Genomic DNA, 20,907 nt, shown 5'->3' on the forward strand with positions numbered 1-20,907 from the left:
CGTGGGACCCCACGTGGGAGCTGGTGCGACTCGGCAACCGGGACATGATCGAGGCCGTCATCGTGCACGGGCGCCTGCGACTGCGCTGCGGCCGCCCGGTCGACTGGGACGGCGACGCACTGCTCGACCGCGCCCGCGAGACGGCGGAGCGCGTCGTGGGCTCTTCGCCGGTCGTGACGGTGGATCCGACCGCTGCCGTTCACCGCGCACGCCGGGCGGAGTCGCGCGCATGACCGTCGCGGCATTCGTCATCATCGGGATCACCGTGCTGGTGTGCGGATTCATCCAGGGCGCGACCGGAATGGGATTCGCGATGGTCGCCGCCCCGGTGGTGAGCCTGCTCGATCCGTCCCTGCTGCCGGCGGCGATCCTGCTGCTGATGATCCCCCTGAACGCGTACGTCGCGGGACGGGAGCGGCACGCCATCGACTGGCGCGGCGTGAAGTGGATCAGCGTGGGTCGGTTCGTCGGCACGTTCATCGGGCTGTGGATCCTGCTCATCGTCAACCTGCAGCAGCTCGAACTGCTGATCGGCTGGTCGACGGTCATCGCCGCGGCGGTGGCCCTGGTCGTGCCCGCGTTCGACCCGAACCGCATCGGCCTCGTCGTCGTCGGCCTCATCACGGGCATCACCGAGACCTCCACGGGAGTCGGCGGGCCGCCGCTCGCCCTCGCCTACCAGCACAAGCCGGGGCCGATCCTGCGGTCGACAGTCGCCACATGCTTCCTCGTCGGTGAGGTCATCTCGGTGATCGTGCTCGCGGTGAGCGGCAAGTTCACGCTGACGACCTTGATCGCGACCGCCGCTCTGCTGCCGTTCCTGGCGGTCGGCTCGTTCGCCAGCCGATACGTCCACCACCGGCTCGACGGACCGCTGCTGCGCTACATCGTGCTCGGCTTCGCGGTGATCTCCGGCATCGTCGTCATCGTCCAGGCCTGGTAGGCGGCAGACTGGGACGGTGACCCCAGCAGAGAGCGACCGGGGCGGCAGGCGCGCCACCATCGCGGACGTCGCCCGCGAGGCGGGGGTGTCGCGCACGACCGTGTCGCACTCCCTCAGCGGACTGGGCCACGTCAACAGGGACACCCGTCAGCGCGTGATCGACACGGCCGAACGCCTGGGCTACCGGCCGAGCGTGCGCGCCCAGCGCCTCCGCTCCGGCCGGTCGCAGGCCATCGCGGTGCTCTCCTCGATGCCCTCGGCGGTGTCGGCCGGCATCTCCCGGCTCGGCTTCTTCACCGAGCTCGCCATGGGATGCGCCCAGACCGCGCTGCTGAGCGGCTACACGCTCGTCCTCACCCCACCCGACCAGCAGAACGTGCTGGACCGCGTGGACATCGACGGGGCGATCCTCCTCGAGCCGGCACCCGGCGACGAGCTCGCACGCGAGCTGACGGCCCGGGGCATCCCGCACATCACGGTCGGCGCGACGCCCGGGCCCGACGACATCGAGCTGCACGGCGAGGAGTCGGCCCGGCTCATCTTCGAGCACTTCGCCCAGCGCGGCGCGCGCGCTCCCGGCATCCTGCTCGGCAGCAGCGAGCGGGAGTCGCAGCGAGCGTTCCGCCAGCACTACCTGGACCTCGCGGCGCGGCAGGGCTTCGCTCCCGTCATCGCGACGGCCGACGAAGCCGGCGGCGAGCAGGCGGGACGCCGTGCGACGGCGCAGCTGCTGGCGGAGCATCCGGAGATCGACGCGCTGTGCGTCCCGGTCGACGCGTTCGCGACGGGCGCCGTTCAGGCTGCCGAGGAGGCCGGTCGGGTGATCGGGCGCGATCTGCTGCTGGCGACCCGTTATGACGGCGTGCGCGCCCAGACCAGCAGCCCGCCGCTGACCGCGCTCGACCTGCACCTGACCCAGGTGTCGGATGCCGCCGTGACGCTGCTGCTGTCGCGGCTCGACGGGCAGACGGCCCGGACGCCGATCACGCCCCCGCCGCCGACGCTGATCGCGCGGGCGTCCACGGGGGCGTGACGCGGCTTCCGGTGCTCAGATCCGGTAGTCGTCGGGGCGCCGCCGCACGTTCTTGATGATGGCGGTGTTGACGCCCATGCCCGTATCGGTCGGTTCCTCGCGCCGCCGGGTGTGGTTGAACAGGAGGTTCAGCAGCACGCCCGTGAACGCGCTCATCGCGACCCCGCTGCCGAGAAGCGAGGCGACGGCCGCGGGCAGCTGGTGGTACATGCCCGGGATGAGCACCGGCAGCAGGCCGATGCCGATCGCGAGCGTGCAGGTGATGAGGTTGCCCGTCTCGTGGAAGTCGACGCGGGAGAGCATCTGGATGCCCAGCACGCTGATGATGGCGAACACCACGACGGCGGTGCCGCCGATGACCGCGGACGGGATGCCGGCCAGCAGCCGGGCGAGCGGGCTGAACCCGACGAGGATCAGGATGACGCCGGCCGTCGCGGTCACGTAGCGACTGCGCACGCCGCTCGCGCGCACGATGCCGACGTTCTCGCCGCTGGTGACCATGGCGGGCGTGCCGAAGAAGCCGCCGATGATCGAGACGATGCCGTCGGCGCGGATGACCCGCGGGACGTCCCGGGTGGGCTTGACCTCACGGCCGACGATCTCGGCGTTGATGACGGTCTGACCGGTGGCCTCCGCCATGGAGGCGAGGCTCCACACCAGCATCGGGATGGCCGCGACGACGTTGAACACGGGGAATCCGAACGGCAGGAACGCGGGCACCGACACGGCCGGGCCGGCGACGTGCTGGGCGAAGGCGGTCGCCCCGAAGAAGGCCGCGAAGATCGTGCCGCCCACGAGGCCGAACGCCACGGAGAGCTGCCGCAGCACCCCGGGAAGGAAACGGAAGCACAGCACGGTCACGACGATCGTCACCAGCGCGAGCAGCAGGTTCAGGAGGTCGCCGAACTGCGGCGTGTCGGGGGTGCCGGTGATGAGCTTGCCGGTCGCGCCGATCAGGTTGATGCCGATCACGACGACCATGCTGCCGATCACGAGCGGCGGGAAGTACTTGAGCACCCGGACGAACACGGTCACCACGAGGATGTAGAAGACGCCCGTCAGGATGACGGCGCCGACGGCCGTCTGCACATCGGTGCCCTGGGCGGTGGTGATGAACAGGATCGTCGCCGCGCCGCCCGGCAGCATCACGAAGGGCAGACGCACGCCGATGCGCCAGACGCCGATCGACTGCAGCAGCGAGCCCAGTCCGCTGAACACGAAGACGGAGGCGAGGATCGCCGAGGTCAGCTGCTCGGACAGATGAAGGGCCGTGCCGATCAGGAAGACCGAGGAGATCGGGGTCGCGATCATCACGAGGATGTGCTGGATCGCGAACGGCACGAGCCGTCCCCAGGGCCGGAACTGGTCCACCGGGTGGACGTCCTGCCTCTGCTCGGGGGCGTCGGTCGCGTGTGCGGTTTCATTCGTCATTGTCGTCTGCCTCTGCTCTGAAGCGGTGATCGCGCCGGCCGGCCGCCGAGTCGCGGCCGGAAGCGAGATCCAAATCGATTTGGTCCCATGATGTGCACCACCGCGGAGAATGTCAACCCTTGTTTCACGGGTCCGAACGACCGGCCGAGGGCAAGGGCATTCTCATCGCCCCTCGCCGGGCCGGTCCGCTCCGGCGCCGGGACCCGACATACACTGGCCGCGGACCACGCCCGACGGCAAGGAGCACCATGGCAGCGAAGCCCGCAACGAAGCCCACCGCGACGTCAGCGCCCCCGGAGCTCCCCGCCGACGTGCGGGAGCCGCTCGACGAGGCGATCACCGAGCTCCACGACGGGGCGCGCGTCTGGGCCCGCCTCGGCGTCGGCCAGCGGGCCAAGCTGCTCGAGCGCGTGCGGGCCGCGGTCGCAGCTGTCGCCGACGACTGGGTGGATGCGGCATCCGCGTCGAAGGGACTCGGTCCGGGGCATCCGCTGCGCGGCGAGGAGTGGCTCTCCGGTCCGTACGCCGCCCTCGGCGCGCTCGACGGCTACATCGCCACCCTCAGGGCTCTCTCCGACGGCCGAAGCCCGCTCGACCGGGTCGAGATCGGCGTCGCACCCGGCGGACGAACCCGCGTGAGAGCCTTCCCCACCGTCGGGATGGACCGCATCCTGCTGTCCGGATTCAGCGGAGAACTGTGGCTGGAGCCCGGCGTCAGCGCCGACGAGGCGCGGGCGGGCGCGGGACTCGGACAGCGCACGCCGACCGCCGAGGCCGGCGTGGGCCTCGTGCTCGGCGCAGGCAACATCACCTCGATCCCCTTCCTCGACGTGCTGTACGAACTGCTCGCCGAAGGCCGGGTGTCGATCCTGAAGGTCAACCCCACGCAGGACTCCGTCGTGCCCGTGCTCGAGCGCGCGATGGCCCCGCTCGTCGAGCTCGGCTTCGTGCGCATCGTGCGCGGCGGGGGTGACGTCGGCGCCTACCTGACGCAGCATCCGCAGATCGGGCACGTGCACATCACCGGCTCCGCCACGACGTTCGACGCCATCGTGTGGGGAACCGGAGACGAGGCCGCCTCCCGCAAGGAGGCGAACACCCCGAGGCTCAGCGTGCCGATCACGGCCGAGCTCGGCGGCGTCGCCCCGATCATCGTCGTGCCGGGCAGGTGGACCGAGGCCGACCTCACCTACCAGGCACAGCACATCGCCACGATGCGCCTGCACAACAGCGGGCACAACTGCATCGCCGGGCAGGTCGTGATCGTCAGCCGCGACTGGGCGCAGCGCGACCGGTTCCTCAGCGAGCTGCGCCGGGCGTTCGCCGCAGCCCCGGAACGCCCGGTCTGGTATCCGCACGCCGACGACCGCTTGCAGGCCGCCCAGGCCGCGTATCCCGACGCATCCTGGGTCGCGGATCGCACCCGCGCACTCGTCGAAGTGGGCGACCGCGACGATCCGACCGCGATCGAGACGACCGAGTTCTTCGCGCCCGTGCTGGGCGTCGTGACGCTGTCCGGCACCGGGCAGGAGTTCCTGGACGCCGCGGTCGAGCACGCCAACGACAAGCTCGCCGGCACCCTCGGCGCGAACGTGCTGATCGACCCCGCCACCGAGGCGCTGCTCGGCTCCGGCTTCGAGCGCGCGATCGCCGCGCTGCGCTACGGGGGCATCGCGATCAACACGTGGACCGGAGTGCTGTTCGCCACCCCGATCCTGTCGTGGGGCGCGTTCCCCGGTGCGACGCTCGACGACGTGCAGTCGGGCATCGGCGTCGTGCACAACACCCTGCTGCTCGACAGGGTGGAGCGCTCGGTGATGCGCGGTCCGTTCCGGCCGTTCCCCCGTGGCCTTGCGGGATTCTTCCGGTCGCGCGGAGCCGCGAAGGGCACCATCCTGCCGAAGCCGCCGTGGTTCGTCGACTCCCGCACCAACACGGATGTCGCGGCCGGGCTCACCCGGTGGCACATCGGCCACAGCGTCCCCGGACTCCTGGCCACCCTGACGAGGGCGATGAAGTCGTGAGCAAGGCGGACCTGGCCGCCGACTTCGTCGTCGTCGGCGCAGGTTCGGCCGGGGCTGCGCTGGCCGCCCGGCTCTCCGAAGACCCCGACGTGTCCGTGCTGCTGCTCGAGGCCGGCGGCCGCGACACCGACCTGAACATCCGCATTCCGGCCGCGTTCGGGAAGCTCTTCCGCAGCCGGAACGACTGGAGCTACGACACCGTGCCGCAGCCGGGTCTGCACGGCCGCACGGTGTTCTGGCCGCGCGGCAAGGTGCTCGGCGGTTCGTCGTCGCTCAACGCGATGATGTGGGTGCGCGGGTTCGCCGCCGACTACGACGAGTGGGCGGATGCCGCCGGCGACCGCTGGTCGTGGCGGTCCCTCGCGCCGTACTTCGGGCGCGTCGAGCGCACCAGCGACCCCGACGACCCGACCCAGGACGGCGCCGGCGCGCTGCCCGTCGAGCACCAGCGCGATCCGCGGCCGCACACGGCCGCGTTCCTGCGCGCGGCGGCGGAGCGCGGGCATCCGGTCGTGCCGGCGAATCTCCCCGACCGGCCGGGCTTCACCCAGACCATGGTGACCCAGCATCGGGGTGCGCGGACATCCACCGCCGACGCCTACCTGGCGCCTGCTTCCCGACGGCGGAACCTGCGGGTCGTCACCGATGCCCTGGTGCGGCGCGTGACCTTCGATGAGGGGACCAGGTCGGATGCCGTGCCCCGGGCGACCGGTGTGTACGTCGACCTCGCCGGGGTGACCCGGCACGCCGCCGCCAAGCGCGAGGTCATCCTCTGCGGAGGCGCCGTGAACACCCCGCAGCTGCTGATGCTGTCGGGAGTCGGGCCGGCCGCGCATCTGCACGACCGCGGCATCCCGCTCGTGCACGACTCCCCCGAGGTGGGCAGCAACCTGCAGGACCATCTGATCGCGGGACTCGCGCCCGCAGCGAAGGGCGGGACGCTGCACGGAGCCGAGAAGCCGGCCGAGCTGGTCACGTATCTGAGCCGCCGGCGCGGCATGCTCACGTCGAACATCGCCGAGGCGTACGGATTCCTCCGCACCTCCGTCGCCGACGCACGCGGTGAGCCGGGCGACCTGCCCGACGTCGAGATCATCTTCGCGCCGGGTCCGTACGTCGGCGAAGGCCTCGTGGCGTCACCGGGCGAAGGCGTCACGATCGGGGCGATCCTGCTGAGGCCGGTGAGTCGCGGCACGATCCGGCTGGCTTCCGCCGATCCGGCCGACAAGCCGCTCATCGATCCCGCGTACCTCTCGGATGCCGACGGGATCGACGCCGCGGCGCTCACCGAGGGACTGCTCGAATGCGACCGTCTGCTGCAGACGGAGCCGATGCGAGAGCTCCTCACCGGCGAATGGCTGCAGCCTGCAGGTGCGGGTGGGATGTCGCCCGCGGAGCGCGCCGAGATCGCCCTGCGGCAGTTCTCGCACACGCTGTACCACCCGGCGGGCACCGCCCGGATGGGGTCGGACGCGGCATCCGTCGTCGACCCCGAACTGCGCGTGCGCGGCGTCACGGGACTGCGCGTCGCGGACTCGTCCGTCATGCCGACCGTGATCCGCGGGCACACGAACGCGCCCTCGATCGTGATCGGGGAGGTCGCCGCCGACCTGATCCGCGGCCGGTGAGCCGCACCGACCCCGAGAGGCCGGTGCGGCTCATGCGGAGTTGTGCAACTCGTGCGGCCAGATACCCGCTGTGTGGCCGCACCAGCGGTACTTCTCCGCACGAAGCGCCCGTCCGGCGTCGCCGGCGCGACCGGGCGCCGCCGGTCAGTCCGCGAAGCGGTCGGTCGCCTCGCGCAGGGCGCGCGCGATGCCGGGTTCGGATGCCGCGTGGCCGGCATCCGGCACGATCACGAATTCCGCCTCGGGCCAGGCGCGGTGCAGATCCCACGCGGTCATGATCGGCGTGCACACGTCGTAGCGGCCCTGCACGACGACGCCCGGGATGCCGCGCCGGCGCAGCACCGCGGCATCCTCGAGGAGCTGCTCGGGGCGGAACCAGCCGTCGTGCATGAAGAAGTGGTTCTCGATGCGCGCGAACGCGGTGGCGTGGCGCGGGTCCCCGGCCTCGGCGACGCGGTCGGGATCGGGGTGCAGCGACAGGGTGGCCGCCTCCCACTGCGACCAGGCCACCGCGGCCGGCACGTGCACGGCCGGGTCGGGATCGCTGAGGCGCCGGTGGTAGGCCTCGATCATGTGCGACCGCTCCAGCACCGGGATCGGTGCGACGAAGCGCTCCCACTCGTCGGGGAACAGGGCGGACGCCCCGCCCTCGTAGAACCACTCCAGCTCGTGACGGCGCAGCGTGAAGATGCCCCGCAGCACGATCTCGGTGACGGCATCCGGGTGCGTCTCTGCGTACGCGAGTGCGAGGGCCGAGCCCCACGACCCGCCGAACACCTGCCATTTCGCGATTCCGAGGTTGCGGCGCAGCAGCTCGATGTCGGCGACGAGGTGCCAGGTGGTGTTGTGGCGCAGGTCGGCGTGCGGATCGGAGACATGGGGCAGGGAACGTCCGCATCCGCGCTGGTCGAACAGCACGATGCGATACCTGTCCGGGTCGAAGAAGCGCCGGTGCCACGTCGAAACCCCGGCACCGGGACCGCCGTGCAGGAACACGACGGGCTTGCCGTCGGGGTTGCCGCACTGCTCGTAGTGCAGGCGGTTGCCGTCGCCGGCGAGCAGCATCCCCTCGTCGAACGGTTCGATCTCGGGATACAGGATGTCATCCAGCTGTGGCATCAGGCCGTCTCTCCCCCTACGGTCGCTTCTCTCACCGTAGCGCGACGCACGCGCACGCCACCGCGCGACAGGCTCGGGAGCGGAGGCGCGCCGTCGGGCTCAGCCGTCCGCGAGGATGCCGGCGCACACGAACGCGGCCGCCGCGGACCAGGCCTGCGGGCGACAGGCGGCCGGATACGGCACCGCCACCGGGTCGCCGCTGTGCAGCTCCGGCACGCGGTACGCGAACCGCTCGGCCACGTCGATCAGCTGATGCGCGACCCGCTCGGCGTGGCCGGGGAGCCCGGCGGCGGCCATGCCGCGCGCGATGATCGCGGAGTCGTGGGTCCAGACCGAACCGTTGTGGTAGCCCAGCGGCCAGTAGCCGGCGGCATCCGTCGACAGGGTGCGGATGCCGCTTCCGGATGCCATCGACTCGCCGACGAGCAGGTCGGCGACGGCGTGCTCCTCGTCGGCGGACAGGATGCCGGTGCCCAGCAGATGCCCGATGTTCGAGGACAGCGTGTCGACCGCACGACCGTCGCGATCCAGGGCGATCGCGGGGTAGCGCCCCTCCGGCGTCTGCACCCAGAACCGATTGCGGAACCGGGCCTGCAGCGCCTCCGCCCACGTGCGCAGCCCGCCGGCACCCGGCTGGCCGAGCCGGTCGAGCAGATCGGCGGCTCCGACGGCGGCCTCGTACGCATACCCCTGCACCTCGCACAGGGCGATGGGGCCGGCGGCGAGCCGTCCGTCGCGCCACTGGATCGAGTCGCCGGAGTCCTTCCAGCCCTGGTTGGCGAGCCCCCGCCCGGTGCGGTCGATGTACGAGAGGAAGCCGTCGCCCGTGTTCACGACGAGCCAGTCGAGCGCCGCGCGCAGGTGGGGCAGCAGGTCGCGCACCTCGGCGTCGGGCATCCCGGCCCGCGCCGCCTCCACGAGCAGGCACACCCACAGCGCAGTGGCATCCACCGTGCCGTAGTAGAGGGGCGGCAGCACGATGCCCTCGCCCGGCAGCTCGAGGGTTCCGGCGCGCAGTTCGTGCGCGATCTTGCCCGGCTGCTCCTCCGTGGCCGGATCGTCCTTCGTGCCCTGCAGACGGGCCAGCACCCGCAGCGTGGATGCCGCCAGCGCGACGTCCATCGGCAGCACCAGCCGCGCCGCCCACAGCGAGTCCCGGCCGAACAGCGTGAAGAACCACGGCGCGCCGGCGGCGAGGAAGGCGTCGTCGGCGCGGTCGGGCAGGGCGAGCCGCAGCGCGTCGAGGTCGTCGGCCGCGACGGCGAGCCAGCGGTTCAGGCGGGAGTCCGCGGTGGCCGGCAGCGTCCACGGCCGGTGCGGGGCGGCGGCGACCACGAGGGCCGGATCGTGCAGCTGCGCACGCCAGGCGAGCGCCACCGACCCGCGCGCCGGGATCGTCAGGCTCCAGGCGAGCGTGATGACGGCGCCGTCCACGGCGAGCGCGGCATCCGGCGCGGTGAGCACCACCTCGGCTCCGTCGCCCGACTCCGCACGCACGCCGTCGTCGACGGCCGTGACGACGACCGCGGCCCCCGCCGCGAGTCCCGCCTTCACGTCGGCGAGCGATCCGAAGTCCGCCCGCATGCGCACGGTCACCTCCACGTCGACCGGGCCGGGGAGCGCCGACGCGAGCACGATGGTCTCGCGCACGACGCCGGGGCCCGCGGTGCGGGTGCGGGTCATCCGCAGATGCGGGTCCGGCGCCGGGTCGTCGATCTCGCGCAGCACGGCGTCGAACACCGCCCGCGCGGCCCGCGGAGTGCGCGATGCGATGGCCTCCGGGGCGACGGGGGGCGCGCCCGGTGCCCCGTACGCGACCTGCAGCCCGGCCAGCATCCTCCGGTCGCCGTGGTAGACGCCGTCGATCGGGGCGCGCATGTCGCCGTCATCGCGCGACCACACCTGCGTCGGGGCGTGCAGCACGATGACGGCATCCTGCAGGAACGGCTGGCGGGTGACGGTCATTCCTTCACTGCCCCTTCACTCGAGTTCATGATCTTGCGCTGGAAGACGAAGAACACCACGGCGATGGGGATCGTCATGATGAGCGCGGCTCCGAGCTTCAACGGGTACTGGGTGCCCGATCCGAGCGTTCCGGCCGCGAGGGACGCCACGCCCTTCGTCAGCGTCATCAGGTTCGGGTCGGAGGTCGACACGATGAAGTGCGCGAGCTCGTTCCAGGATCCCTGGATCGACAGGATGAGGATCGTGATCAGCGCGGGCCGGGCCATCGGCAGCACGATCGACCAGAAGATGCGGAACGCGCCCGCGCCGTCCACGCGCGCCTGCTCCTCGACCGACACGGGGATCGACTCGAAGAAGCCCTTCATGATGAAGACGCTGCCGGCATCCACCATGAGCGGCAGGATCATGCCGACGTACGAGTTGTACATGCCGAGCTGGTTGATCACGAGGAACTTGGGGATCAGCAGCACGACGCCCGGCACCGCCATGACCGCGACGATCCCGGCGAACAGGATCCCGCGCCCGCGGAAGTGCAGTCGCGCCAGCGCGTAGCCCGCCAGCGATGAGAAGAACACCCGGCCGAGCGTGACGAAGACGGTCACGATGACGGAGTTCATGAACCAGCGCGGGTAGTCACTGTTGGCGAACAGCGTCCGGTACGCGGCGATCGACCAGGTCTGCGGGAGGAGCGAGATCGGATCGTTCGCGGCATCCGCCTCGGTCTTGAACGACGTCGAGACCTGCACCAGGAAAGGGTAGATGTAGACGAGAGCGATGGCGACGAGCGCCGCGTAGAGCAGGATGCGGCCGGCGACCCGCACCCACGGCGGCCGGCCGCCCGCGCGGCGGGACGAGACGACGGCGCTCACGAAGCGGCTCCGTTCTTCGCGGCCTTCGGCTGGTAGGCGCGGATGCGGCGGCGGGACACCGGCCGATCGCGCAGCACCCACCGCTGGAACAGCGTGAACGCGACGATGATCGCGAAGAGGATGAAGGCGATGGCGGCGCCGTCGCCCCACTGCTGCGAGCCGAAGCTCGCCTGGAACGACAGGTACGCGGGGGTCAGAGTGGTCTTGCCGGGTGCGCCCTGCGTGCCGGTGTAGATCTGGTCGAACACCTGCCAGCAGCCGATGAGCCCGAGGGTGAGCACGGTGAACAGGGCCGGGCGCAGCTGCGGCAGCGTGATGCGCCAGAACCGCTGCCACCCGCTCGCCCCGTCGATCATGCCCGCCTCGTCGAGGGCGGGATCGATGTTCTGGATCGCGGCCATGAAGATCAGCATGAAGGTGCCGCTGGTGGTGAAGACGGCCATCAGGATGTACGCGAACATCGCGATCGACGGACCCTGCAGCCACTCCCAGGGCGTGACCTCGAGGAACCCGCCCTGATCCATCCAGCCGGGCGGCCGGGTCATCCCGAACCAGCCGGCGATCACCGCCCACAGGCCCGCGGGCTCGTTGAACCAGTCCGGTCCGTTCGCGCCCAGCCGGGCGAAGATCGCGTTGACGGCTCCGGAGTTCGAGAACAGGAAGAGCCACAGCACGGTGATCGCGACGGAGCTGGTCACGGAGGGGAAGTAGTACGCGGTGCGGAAGAAGCCGCGGCCGGCCAGCAGACGCCGGCTGACGAGCACCGCGAGCAGCAGCGCGAGGATCGTCTGCAGCGGCACGACGAGCACCACGTACCAGAGGTTGTTGCGCAGCGACAGCCCGAAGTTGCGTTCGGCGAGGCCGCTGCCCGTGGTGAGGTCCGCGTAGTTGCGGAGCCCCACGAAGTTCACGGAGGAGGACAGCGGGCTGCCGTTGCCGTTCCAGTCCGAGAAGCTGACCCACAGGGCCATGAGCACCGGGACGAGCAGGAACACGCCGAGCAGGATGATGACCGGCAGAGTGAACAGCCAGCCCGCCAGGCCCTCCCCGCGGCGGATCCCGGAGGATCGCCGGCGAGGAGGGGCGGGGGCCGTCGCCGGTGAGGCGAGGACCGACATGCGCTACTTCTTGACGACCGTCTCGAGGTTCTTCTGAACCGACGTCAGGATGGTCGACGGGTCACTGGACTTCAGCGTCGCAAGTTGCGAGTTGAAGTCGTTGATGACGTCGGATGCACCGGCGTCGGTCGGCACGCCCTGTGCGTAGTCCGCGCCCGCGAGGAACGGGATCAGCGGCGCGTTGCCTGACTTCCACTGCGACGCGGCGGATTCGACGGACGGCATCGGGCCGAACGCCTTCGAGAACGCCAGCTGCTGGCCGGCCGAGGTGAGGTACTCGACGAGGTCGAGCGCCGCCTTCTGGTTGGGGCTCTTCGCGGCCATGCCCCAGCAGGTGGTGAACTGCAGGGTGCCCTTGCCGGCGGGGCCGGCGGGCAGCTCGGCGACCTTGTAGGCGATGTCCGGGAAGTCCGCCGACATGGCGCCGGTGATCCAGTTGCCCTCGATCGTCATGGCCGCGGTCTTCTTGCCGAGCGCCTCGCCGCCCCAGCCTGCGCCGACATCCTTCGCATAGGCGAAGGTGCCCGCGTCGAGCTGCTTCTTCACGTAGTCGAGCGCGGTGGCGTTCTCGGCGCTGTCGGCCTCGGCGGTCTTGCCGTCGGCGGAGACGAGGCGGCCGCCGGCCTGTGCCATGAACACGCCGAGCCGCGCGTACTCGCCGTTGAAGACGAGGCCCTTGGTCTTGCCGGAGGTGAGCTTCTCGGCGTCCGCCGCCAGCTGGTCCCAGGTCGTGGGGAGGTCGGCGTCGGTGAGACCGGCCTTCTTCCACATGTCGGTGTTGATGACGAGCTGCAGCGTCGAGAAGTCCTTGGGCGCGCAGTAGAACTGGTTCTTGTAGGTGAAGTTCTTCACCAGCGACGGGTAGAAGTCGGCCTTGTTCTTGAGAAGGTCGCCATAGGGCTTGAGCGAGCCGTTGTCGGCGAAGCCGGCCATGATGTCGCTGGACAGGTAGAAGAGGTCCGGCGGGGAGCCGGCGGCGAAGCCCTGCGACAGCTGCTGCTGCAGGTCGGTGGCGACGACGACGGTGGCCGAGACGCCGGACTTCTGCGACCAGCCGGCGACGGCATCCTTGACGGCCTTGGTCTCGGCGTCGCCGGACGAGCCGATCATGATCGTGAGGGGCTTCTTGGACGACGTGAGGTCGCTCCCCGAGGTGGAGGACGGCGAGCTGCTGAAGCCCGAACCGCATCCGGTCAGGCTGAGGGCGGTGACGGCGGCGATGGCGCCGAGGCCGACGAGCCCTCGTGCTGTGTGGCGCGTCATGACATCTCCTTCGATCTGGCGCTGAGATTCGAACGATCAAATTTGAACGATCAAACTGTGGGTCGTGGTTCACGATAGAGTGCAGGAAAACGGGCTGTCAAGCACGGCCGGAGTGACGTGTGGGGATGATGCATCCGTGACCGAAGCGGTGACGATCGACGACGTGGCGCGCCAGGCGGGCGTGTCGCGGCAGACGGTCAGCAACGTGCTCAACGCACCGCAGGTGGTGCGGGAGAGCACCCGCCAGCGTGTCATGCAGGCGGTCGAGCAGCTCGGCTACTCCCCCAACAGCTCGGCGCGGCGACTGCGCACCCGGCGCAGTTCCACGATCGGCGTGCGCCTGGACGCGTACGCGGGCGGCATCTCCGGCGTGGTGCTCGACCGGTTCGTGCACGCACTGACCGAGCGCGCCGGGGCGCGGCGCCTGCGGGTGCTGCTGTACGCCGCCCGCACGCCCGAGGACGAGATCAGCCGCTGGGACGAGCTGATGCGCGGCGGGGACGTGGATGCCGTCGTGATCTCGGGCACGTTCCACGGCGATCCCCGCACCGGCTGGCTGCTCGGCCGCGGACTGCCGTTCGTGTCGTTCGGGCGGCCGTGGGGCGCGGACGACATCGACGACCCCGCCCACCTGTGGGTCGACGTCGACGGCGCGGCCGGCACCCGGGCGGCGACGACGCATGCGCTGGAGACCGCGGGGCCGCGGGTCGCGTTCCTCGGCTGGCCGACGGGATCCGGCACCGGCGACGACCGCGAGCGCGGCTGGCGGGAGACGATCGGGCCGAGGGCCGGCAGTGCGTCCGCCCCGCGCTGGGCCGTGCAGGAGGGGATCGCCGAGGCCCGGGAGCTCGTCGGCCGGGAGCTCGCCCGGCACGAGATCGACGCCCTGGTGTGCGCGAGCGACTCCCTGGCCGTCGGCGCGCACCTGGCCGCGGCCGACCTCGGGCGCCCGCACCTGCCGATCGTCGGATTCGACAACACCCCGGTCGTCGAAGCGCTCGGGCTGTCGAGCGTGGAGCAGCTGCCCGAGCAGGTGGCGGCTGCGGCCATCGACCTGATCACCGGGCCCGGCGGCGAGATCGAGGCCCGCGCCGCGACCCCGGGCGCCGCGCACGCGCTCATCGTGCCGCGCCTCATCGTGCGCTGAGCCGGCCACAGCCGCTCAGGTGTCACGATCAGCCCCCTGCACCCGCAGAACGTGACACCCGAGCGGGCCGCGGCGGGCTGAGTAGGCTCGGGGCATGGATGCTGCGACCACTGTGACCATCACCGGCGCGGGAGGGCAGATCGGGTACGCACTGCTGTTCCGCATCGCGGCCGGCGACATGCTCGGACCCGACCGGCCGGTGAAGCTGCGGCTGCTGGAGATCCCGCAGGGCGTGCGGTCCGCCGAGGGCGCCGCCCTGGAGCTTCAGGATGCCGCGTTCCCGGCGCTCGTCGACGTCGAGGTCACGGACGATCCGGCCCAGGCCTTCGCCGGGGCGAACATCGCCCTGCTCGTCGGGGCGCGGCCCCGCACCGCGGGCATGGAGCGCGCCGACCTGCTCGCGGCCAACGCCGGGATCTTCGGGCCTCAGGGCGCCGCGATCCAGGCGCACGCCGCATCCGATGTGCGGGTGGTCGTCGTCGGCAATCCCGCGAACACGAACGCGCTCATCGCGCGGGCATCCGCACCAGACCTGCCCGACGACCGGTTCACCTCGATGAGCCGGCTCGACCACAACCGCGCGATCGGCCAGCTCGCCGAATCGTTCGGGGTCGGCGCCGGAGCGGTGCGCAACGTGACGATCTGGGGCAACCACTCCGCATCGCAGTTCGCGGACGTCGCGCACGCGACGGTGTCGGGCCGGCCGGTCATGCCCATGCTGGTGGAGCGCTGCGCCGGTCTCGACAATGCGATGGCCTGGCTCGACGACGAGTTCGTGCCGCGAGTCGCCCGCCGCGGTGCCGAGATCATCGAGGTGCGCGGGTCGTCGTCCGTGGCATCCGCCGCGTCGGCGGCCATCGACCACACGCGCGACTGGATGCTCGGGCGCGAGGCCGACGCCGGCTGGGTCTCGGCCGGCGTCGTCTCGCACGGCGAGTACGGCGTGCCCGAGGGGCTCGTGACATCCTTCCCGGTCACCTCCGACGGGTCGGGCCACCGGGTCGTCGAGGGCCTCGAGCTGGACGCGCGCGCCCGTGCCCGCATCGACGCCTCGGTGGCGGAGCTCGTCGCCGAACGCGACGCGGTGCGCGGCCTCGGTCTCATCTGATCCGCCGGAGCCCCGCCGATGCTGCTCGCCCTGATCCTGCTGGTCGCGGTGATCGCCATCGCCGTGGTCACCTCGCTGGCGCAGCGGCTGGGGGTCGCGGGCCCGCTCATGCTCGTCGCCCTGGGGCTCGTGGTCGGGCTGATGCCCTTCGTGCACCTGCCCGAGATCCCGCCGAGCTGGATCCTCGCCGGCGTGCTGCCGCCGCTGCTCTACTCGTCGGCGGTGAACCTGCCGGCGCTCGAATTCCGGCGGGACCTCCGGCCGATCATGGGGCTGTCGGTGCTGCTCGTCGTGATGAGCTCCGTGCTGCTCGGGCTGTTCTTCTGGGTCGCGATCCCCTCGGTCGGCCTGCCTCTCGGAATCGCCCTCGGCGCGATCATCTCGCCCACGGACGCCGTCGCCACGTCGATCGCGAAGCGCCTCGGCATCGCCCCGCGGGTGGTCACCATGCTCGAAGGCGAGAGCCTGCTCAACGACGCCACCGCCCTGGTGCTGCTGCGCACCGCGATCGTCGCGATCGCGGGCAGTTTCTCGCTGTGGGGCGCGGTCGGGGCGTTCCTCTGGGGCATCCTCATCGCGGTCGTCGTCGGTGGTGTCGTCGGCTGGCTGCTGGTGAAGCTGCGCGGTCTCGTGCGCAACTCGGCGGCGAGCACCGCGATCGGGTTCACCGTGCCGTTCCTCGCATACCTGCCGGCCGAGGAGCTGCACGGCTCCGGTCTCGTCGCCGCGGTCGTGGCGGGGATCGTCGCCGGCCAGGGCGCCCCGCGGCTGTTCACGCCCGAGCAGCGACTCAGCGACCGGATGACGTGGCACACCGTCGAACTCGTCCTCGAGGGCGCGATCTTCCTGCTGATGGGGCTGGAGCTGAAGGACATCGTCGGTGCGAAACTCGCGCACAACGAGGGGCTGTGGACCCCGATCTGGGTGGCCGCGGTCGCGCTCGTGATCGTGGTGGCATCCCGCACCGCGTACGTGACCGTCGTCGTGTGGATACAGGGACGACATGCCGACCGGATGAACCGCGACGCGTTCGAGAAGCTCAGCCGCAAGATCGACAAGGTCGCGGCCGGAGAGATCGACCTGCCGCAGCGCCGCAGGGCACCGGCGACCCCGGAGGAGCAGCGGCAGCGCGTGCGGGGCTGGCAGGCGCGCGTGACGCGCGCCCTGAACGACATCGACTACTACCAGTCCACCCGGCTCGGCTGGAAGCACGGCGCCGTGATCGTGTGGGCGGGCATGCGCGGTGCCGTGACGCTCGCCGCCGCACAGACCCTCACCGACGCGCAGACCGACGGGCATCGGGCTCTGCTGGTGTTCGTCGCGTTCCTCGTGGCGGTGGTCAGCCTCATGCTGCAGGGCTTCACCCTGCCGTGGCTGGTGCGGCGACTGCACATGGATGCCGGCGATGCCACCGACGACGACGAGGAGCACGCCCGCCTGTTCACCGCGCTGTGGGACGCCGGACAGGAGGCGCTCGCCGATCCCGGCCTCGTCGACCGCGCCGGCAATCCGTTCCCCGCGGAGCTGCTGGCCCGGATGCAGCGGCGCGTCCAGGTGCGCACCGACGACGAGGAGGGGTCGCTGCTGCGGACCATCGGCGAACTGCGGCTCGTGGTCATCGACGCCCAGCGCCGGCAGCTCGGCGCGCTCGCGCGCGGCGGCGAGTACTCGAGCGCGGAGCTGCGCCGGGCGCTCAACGAGCTGGATGCCGAGCAGCTCAGCCTGCAGGTGCGCCTCGGCGAGGAGTGAACCGTGCCGCCCGGCCGCCGGTCGGGCGTGCCGGCGGGCCCGAAGACTGCGAGAATGGACGGGTGACCGACTCCGATGTGACGCATGCCGCCGCCGAATGCCCGGAATGCTTCGTCGAGTTGCAGCAGGACCGCCACTGGTGGCTTGCCCGGCCGGCGGGCTCCCGCCTTGTCGGCGTGGTCGTCGCCCGCGACGACATGCCGCCCATCAAGCAGCAGCGCGACGACCTGACCGCGTTCGGCGTGCCCATCGACGGGTTCCGGCATCCGGCCCCGGAGACCCTGGAGACGTGGGAGCAGCGCCTGGTGCGCCTGTTCGGCACCCTGCACCGCGGGGACGTCGTGGTGGTGGCATCCGTGCACGCCCTCGGCCGCGACCGCGACGAGGAGACCCGCACGCTCTCCGCACTGCGCGGGCGCGGAATCGTGGTGAAGGTGCTCGGCCACGGCGACAGCCACCTGCACGACGCCGCCCACGTCGCGACGTCCTAGCGGGCCGGCGGCGTTTCGGCTCGCTGCGCTCGCTCAACGACCGGGCGTGGGGGCGGCGCGCCAGCAGCCGGTGAGGTGGTCGTCGACCATTCCGGCGGACTGCATGAGCGCGTACATGGTGGTGGGGCCGACGAAGCGGAACCCGCGCTTGCGGAGCGCCTTCGACATCGCCTCGGACTCGGGCGTCACGGCGGGAAGCTCCGCCATCGACACAGGGCGGATGCCGGATCCCGCGGGCGCGAACGACCACATCAGGGCGTCGAGCTCACCGGGCGCCAGCTCGCACACGAGGCGGGCGTTGCCGATCGCCGCCTCGATCTTGGCACGGTTGCGCACGATGCCGGCATCCCCCATCAGCCGTTCCACGTCCGCCTCGCCGTAGGCGGCCACGGTCGCGGGGTCGAAGCCGTCGAACGCCGCCCGGAACGCGGGGCGCTTGCGCAGGATGGTGATCCAGCTGAGCCCCGCCTGGAACCCCTCGAGGCTCATCTTCTCGAACAGGGCCCGGTCGCCGTGCAGCGGCGTGCCCCACTCCTCGTCGTGGTATCGGCGGTAGTCCGCGTCGTCGCCCACCCAGGGGCAGCGCAGGATGCCGTCGTCCCCTGCGGTCGCGCCGCCGCTCATCCGGTGGGCTCCGCGCGCAGCGGCACCTGCGGGGTGGGGTCGAGGCTCGGCATGTCGCCGGTGCGGTAGCTGAGACCCGCGATGCGCAGGCCGCCGAAGACGACGCGGCATCCCCAGCGGTCATCGGCGACGTACTCGAACTGGCCGGGGTGCGCGATGACCGTCTGGAACGAGACGAAGCCGTGGCGGTGCAGGATGGCGTTGGCGGTGCGCACCACCGCGTCGCGCCGCGCGCTGTCGTCGGCGATCGGCGCGTCGAGGTACCAGGTGGGCGAGTAGACGACCCAGGTGTCGGCGGCGACCCCGCCGACCTTCTCGGCACCGGAGGCGTCTTCGCGCCACTCGACCCCCGGGTACTCGGCGCCGATGGCGGCGCGCAGTTCGGCGAGCATCGAGTTGTACCCCGGCACCACGTCTTCGAGATAGGTGGTCGACGCGCTGGCGGAGGTGCCGCCCGAATTGCGCGTGCATCCCACCACCGCGATGCACGCGGCCAGGATCGCCGCCGCGACCAGCGGGCGGCGGATCATCTGATCAGCCGGTCGGGCAGGTCGGCGATGACCGCGGCGATGTTGTACTCGGCCGTGCTGTCGTGCACGAGGTACTGGTTGTGCTGCCGGAATCCGGTCGGCAGGTTGGCGACGAACGCGATCACCGGCCCGACGATGCCGGAGGCGACCGATTTCAGCGAGACCGGCGTCGCCGTCGGCCCCTTCAGGTCGAGGTGCGCGGCGGTGCTGAGGCGGGTGACGCCCGGCATCTCGGTGGGCACGGTGCCGAACCGGCCGAGGCCCGCGACCGGGTCGACCGGGTTCGCGAGCGCGTAGACGGCACCGGAGGGAACGTGCAGGTCGCGGACGCGGTCGGTGCCGAGGCCGGGCGAGCCGAACGCGACGAGGGCGGAGAACGCGTTCGTGCGCTGCGCTGCGAGACCGAGAGTCGTCGAGCCGTACGAGTGCCCCACGCCGACGAGGCGCGTCGCCGGGTTGACGGCCTTGATGCCGTCGGCGAAGGATGCCAGGGACACCGCCCCCTCCTGGGCCTGTGTCTCGGACATCGCATCGATGAGGTTCTGCGGGGCGGCGTAGCCCATCCACATGACGAGCGCCGTCGTCTGGTCACGGCGCTTGCTGAGGGCGATCAGCTGGTCGGCCTGCCGATCGAGGTCGAGCATCTGCAGGGAGACGTCCCGCACGTCCACGTCGTCCGACGTGTTCGAGAACAGTCCCTGCGCGTACACGCCCACGTTGTCGGCCGTGTCGACGTCGCCGACCGCGAGTGCGATGTCCACACGCTCGGCGCCGACCACGAGCATGACCAGCGACATGTCCGGGTGCGCCTGCAGGGCCTTGCGGGTGTTCGTGAGCGCCGCCATCTTGTTCTGCCAGACCGCGTACGCGGGGTTCGGCAACGCGACCGCACCACCCACCACGTCACCGGGCATCACGTACCGACTGGGCTCGGCCGCGGTCAGTGATGCGATGCGCGCCGCGAGCTGCGCGCGGTCGACGCGGTTGCGCACGCTCATGGGGATGCCGTCGAGATTGCCGACCCGCTCCGGGTGCTCGATGACCACCTCCGCCTGCTGGGCAGGCGTCAGCGACTGCCACCAGGCGTGATTCTGCGTCGCGGTGGCGCGCAAGGGTGGCGCCATCGGGTCGGGATGCCGCGGGTTCGCGGTGGTCGGGTCTGTGCTGGTCGGGTTGTTCGTGGTGGTCGAGTGCGTGGCGCTCGGGTGCGTGACGCCCGCCGTGGCTGCTGCGGCCGTGGCTGCGAGGGACTGCCAGGGGATCGGGTTCGGGAGATCCAGCTGCACCGGGCTGAGCGTGCCGAAGACGACGGCTGCGGCAAGGCTCAACGCCAGCACGCCCGTCGTCATCAGCGTGCGCGGATCCGCGCGCGCCCGGCTCAGCGAGTACACAAAACACCACCCTTCTGGGTGGCATCCAGCTACCGCTCGTCCCGCCGCCCCCCCAGCACGGGACTATGGACCGCCAGTTTATCCACAGAAACTGCATTTTCCGATAGGGGTGTATTGTGCAACATCATCCGCGGCCCGTCGAGCCGCCTCGCCGGGCTTTCGGAAACTGCCCGGCGAGGGGATTCCGGACTCAGAACCAGTTCGTCGGATTGAGGTCGTGCACCACCGATTTCGCGACATCGGAGTGCACCACGTCGCCGATCGCACCGGTCACGAGGCTCGCCCCGGGGATGTCCGCGGGGTTGACGGAGAGGTCGAGCTTGACGTTGGCGCCGAGCCCGAAGGTGACTCCGAGGTTGGCGCTGACGTGGATGCCGTCCTTGCCGAGCGATACGTCCGCGCCGGCGTTCGCGCCGATCCCGTAGCTGACGCCGGCCGTGCCGCCCGCGCCGAGGCCGCCGACGTCGAACGACG

Annotated in this window: 18 protein-coding genes and 1 pseudogene; 9 read left to right on the top strand and 10 right to left on the bottom strand. The window is 71.3% G+C overall.

What is annotated here, in order from left to right:
- The 3 genes and pseudogenes from VJR25_RS10790 to VJR25_RS10800 all read left to right on the top strand — a co-directional run.
- Nucleotides 1-233: pseudogene (locus tag VJR25_RS10790) on the top strand (amidohydrolase); the annotation flags it as partial.
- On the top strand, nucleotides 230-943 hold the full coding sequence (locus VJR25_RS10795) for a sulfite exporter TauE/SafE family protein (RefSeq protein WP_324114974.1): 714 nt from the start codon (nucleotides 230-232) through the stop codon (nucleotides 941-943). The pseudogene VJR25_RS10790 and the gene VJR25_RS10795, both read left to right, overlap by 4 nt.
- A 16-nt stretch (nucleotides 944-959) precedes the next feature.
- The gene (locus VJR25_RS10800; protein ID WP_324114975.1) at nucleotides 960-1,976 is read left to right on the top strand and encodes a LacI family DNA-binding transcriptional regulator; all 1,017 of its coding nucleotides are present in this window, start codon (nucleotides 960-962) and stop codon (nucleotides 1,974-1,976) included.
- A gap of 15 nt (nucleotides 1,977-1,991) precedes the next feature.
- Here the strand turns inward: VJR25_RS10800 and VJR25_RS10805 are convergent, their stop codons facing one another.
- On the bottom strand, nucleotides 1,992-3,407 hold the full coding sequence (locus VJR25_RS10805) for a uracil-xanthine permease family protein (RefSeq protein WP_324114976.1): 1,416 nt from the start codon (nucleotides 3,405-3,407) through the stop codon (nucleotides 1,992-1,994).
- Between the two features lie 248 nt (nucleotides 3,408-3,655).
- On the opposite strand from VJR25_RS10805, the gene VJR25_RS10810 reads away from it, so the two are divergent.
- Both VJR25_RS10810 and VJR25_RS10815 read left to right on the top strand, forming a co-directional pair.
- On the top strand, nucleotides 3,656-5,431 hold the full coding sequence (locus VJR25_RS10810) for an aldehyde dehydrogenase family protein (RefSeq protein ID WP_324114977.1): 1,776 nt from the start codon (nucleotides 3,656-3,658) through the stop codon (nucleotides 5,429-5,431).
- Nucleotides 5,428-7,059, top strand: coding sequence for a GMC family oxidoreductase (locus tag VJR25_RS10815; RefSeq protein WP_324114978.1), 1,632 nt, complete (start codon nucleotides 5,428-5,430; stop codon nucleotides 7,057-7,059). The genes VJR25_RS10810 and VJR25_RS10815 overlap by 4 nt, the downstream gene beginning before the upstream one ends.
- A gap of 144 nt (nucleotides 7,060-7,203) precedes the next feature.
- Here the strand turns inward: VJR25_RS10815 and pip are convergent, their stop codons facing one another.
- From pip to VJR25_RS10840, 5 genes are all read right to left on the bottom strand, one after another.
- A complete protein-coding gene (gene pip / locus VJR25_RS10820; RefSeq protein WP_324114979.1) occupies nucleotides 7,204-8,178 on the bottom strand; it encodes a prolyl aminopeptidase in 975 nt (324 codons plus the stop codon).
- 99 nt (nucleotides 8,179-8,277) lie between these two features.
- The gene (locus VJR25_RS10825; protein ID WP_324114980.1) at nucleotides 8,278-10,143 is read right to left on the bottom strand and encodes a glycogen debranching N-terminal domain-containing protein; all 1,866 of its coding nucleotides are present in this window, start codon (nucleotides 10,141-10,143) and stop codon (nucleotides 8,278-8,280) included.
- The gene (locus tag VJR25_RS10830; RefSeq protein ID WP_324114991.1) at nucleotides 10,140-10,964 is read right to left on the bottom strand and encodes a carbohydrate ABC transporter permease; all 825 of its coding nucleotides are present in this window, start codon (nucleotides 10,962-10,964) and stop codon (nucleotides 10,140-10,142) included. Before VJR25_RS10830 ends, VJR25_RS10825 begins: the two co-directional genes overlap by 4 nt.
- Nucleotides 10,965-11,008: 44 nt before the next feature.
- Entirely contained in the window at nucleotides 11,009-12,130 is a 1,122-nt protein-coding gene (locus tag VJR25_RS10835) for a sugar ABC transporter permease (protein WP_324114981.1), read from the bottom strand.
- A gap of 3 nt (nucleotides 12,131-12,133) precedes the next feature.
- On the bottom strand, nucleotides 12,134-13,393 hold the full coding sequence (locus VJR25_RS10840; protein ID WP_324114982.1) for a sugar ABC transporter substrate-binding protein: 1,260 nt from the start codon (nucleotides 13,391-13,393) through the stop codon (nucleotides 12,134-12,136).
- 136 nt (nucleotides 13,394-13,529) lie between these two features.
- On the opposite strand from VJR25_RS10840, the gene VJR25_RS10845 reads away from it, so the two are divergent.
- From VJR25_RS10845 to VJR25_RS10860, 4 genes are all read left to right on the top strand, one after another.
- Nucleotides 13,530-14,540 (top strand): LacI family DNA-binding transcriptional regulator, encoded by a 1,011-nt coding sequence (locus VJR25_RS10845; protein WP_324114983.1) that lies wholly within the window; start codon nucleotides 13,530-13,532, stop codon nucleotides 14,538-14,540.
- Nucleotides 14,541-14,634: 94 nt separating this feature from the next.
- Nucleotides 14,635-15,648: a malate dehydrogenase gene (locus VJR25_RS10850; protein WP_324114984.1), complete on the top strand. Its 1,014-nt coding sequence runs from the start codon at nucleotides 14,635-14,637 to the stop codon at nucleotides 15,646-15,648.
- 18 nt (nucleotides 15,649-15,666) lie between these two features.
- A complete protein-coding gene (locus tag VJR25_RS10855) occupies nucleotides 15,667-17,397 on the top strand; it encodes a cation:proton antiporter (RefSeq protein ID WP_324114985.1) in 1,731 nt (576 codons plus the stop codon).
- Between the two features lie 62 nt (nucleotides 17,398-17,459).
- A complete protein-coding gene (locus tag VJR25_RS10860) occupies nucleotides 17,460-17,888 on the top strand; it encodes a dehydrogenase (RefSeq protein ID WP_324114986.1) in 429 nt (142 codons plus the stop codon).
- Nucleotides 17,889-17,921: 33 nt separating this feature from the next.
- Here VJR25_RS10860 and VJR25_RS10865 read toward each other — a convergent pair whose 3' ends face one another.
- The 4 genes from VJR25_RS10865 to VJR25_RS10880 form a co-directional block, all read right to left on the bottom strand.
- Entirely contained in the window at nucleotides 17,922-18,512 is a 591-nt protein-coding gene (locus tag VJR25_RS10865; protein WP_324114987.1) for a DNA-3-methyladenine glycosylase I, read from the bottom strand.
- Nucleotides 18,509-19,042, bottom strand: a complete 534-nt coding sequence (locus tag VJR25_RS10870; protein WP_324114988.1) for an LppA family lipoprotein — start codon at nucleotides 19,040-19,042, stop codon at nucleotides 18,509-18,511. Before VJR25_RS10870 ends, VJR25_RS10865 begins: the two co-directional genes overlap by 4 nt.
- Nucleotides 19,039-20,433, bottom strand: coding sequence for an alpha/beta hydrolase (locus tag VJR25_RS10875; RefSeq protein ID WP_324114989.1), 1,395 nt, complete (start codon nucleotides 20,431-20,433; stop codon nucleotides 19,039-19,041). The genes VJR25_RS10870 and VJR25_RS10875 overlap by 4 nt, the downstream gene beginning before the upstream one ends.
- A gap of 190 nt (nucleotides 20,434-20,623) precedes the next feature.
- On the bottom strand, nucleotides 20,624-20,907 hold a 284-nt coding region (locus tag VJR25_RS10880; protein ID WP_324114990.1), incomplete at its 5' end, for a hypothetical protein.

The organism is Microbacterium sp., assembly GCF_035277845.1.
Taxonomy (GTDB): Bacteria; Actinomycetota; Actinomycetes; order Actinomycetales; family Microbacteriaceae; genus Microbacterium.